This is a genomic window from Tamlana crocina (assembly GCF_012037625.1).
Window position 1 is genome coordinate 1 of sequence record NZ_JAAVJS010000648.1, and the last position, 327, is coordinate 327.

General features: G+C 43.7%; 1 protein-coding gene. It reads right to left on the reverse strand.

What is annotated here, in order from left to right:
- Positions 1 to 327 (reverse strand): gamma-glutamyltransferase (locus tag HC176_RS18425; protein WP_209309820.1); only part of this gene is annotated, 327 nt, incomplete at both ends.

The following is a 327-nucleotide window of genomic DNA, read 5'->3' on the forward strand; positions in this document are numbered from 1 at the left end:
TCAGGCCGCCTTTCTCCTGAAGAAATGCAACCAGATTCTTAGCAATTTCTCCTTCATAGAATTCCTTTTTCCCTCCTCTAGTCAGTCGTTCCAGGGTTAAAGCCAGGGCAGTGTTTTTGAGGGTATCTCCTTTGTTGAAGTCTCTCACAAACAGTATGGTATCTCCATTAGCCCTTAAAAATTCCTCCCGGTATCTTTCCAGCGCATTTTGTTGATTTTGAGTAACTACAAAACCATTTCTTGCAAGTAAGATCACCGGCTCAAGAAGTTCCTCCATTGGCAACGTTCCGAATTTTTCGTGGACTGCAAAGATCCCTGCAACGGTAC